This window comes from Vibrio sp. Y176 (genome assembly GCF_033438945.1).
The window spans coordinates 1-684 of the sequence record NZ_JAWOQS010000563.1; the positions used below are offsets into that span (position 1 = coordinate 1).

The 684-nt window shown below is 46.1% G+C and carries 1 protein-coding gene; it reads right to left on the reverse strand.

What is annotated here, in order from left to right:
• Positions 1-40: 40 nt before the first annotated feature.
• The gene (locus R7O13_RS27310) at positions 41-679 is read right to left on the reverse strand and encodes a CatB-related O-acetyltransferase (protein ID WP_318305253.1); all 639 of its coding nucleotides are present in this window, start codon (positions 677-679) and stop codon (positions 41-43) included.
• Positions 680-684 lie beyond the last annotated feature (5 nt).

Consider the following 684-nt stretch of genomic DNA (forward strand, 5'->3'; position numbering starts at 1 on the left):
GGAGCGAGATTATAACATATCGCTGATAATTTTCCTCATTTCAGTGACATTCGCCATCTTTATAGTTACTTTCCGCAATGATTAACTGCTCAATATCATTTCCACAGATAAAAGAGCGAAGCGCGTTAAACTTAGCCTCATCCCAAGAATACATCTTAAGAGCCAATAACTTATCAATCGGCTCTGGGTCAAAACGAGTTTTGATCGGCTTAGCAGGAGAGCCCGCAACCACGGTGTACGGCGGCACGTTTTTCGTCACGACACTGTTTGCGGCAATCACCGCGCCCTCTCCAATCGTAACGCCTGGCATGATCATCGCGCGCATTCCAATCCAAACAGCATCTCCGATAATCCTGTCGCCCCTGCTTTGATAGGAACGTTCGACATCATCAAGAAACGGATACAAGCAGATCCAATCGGTTCGATGATTGTGGTTGCCACCCATTAAAATCACCGCTTCTGCGGCGATACAAACGTAGTCACCAATATAGAGTTGGTCGACTTCCCAACGGGGTTGCCACTGTTTGCTGATTTCTTCCCCCAGCAGATAACGAACGACGGATTGCTCAAAACCATTATCCCAGCAATCGCTGTAATAACTGTGAGTACCTTTAATATGGATGTTGGCGTTTTGCACCACTTGGTGCAGATACTGAACTTTAGACCAATGTTTAGTCATGGCAT

Bases quoted from the DNA above. Each gene is read 5' to 3' on its own strand.
- R7O13_RS27310 (WP_318305253.1), bottom strand. From the start codon at position 679: ATGACTAAACATTGGTCTAAAGTTCAGTATCTGCACCAAGTGGTGCAA.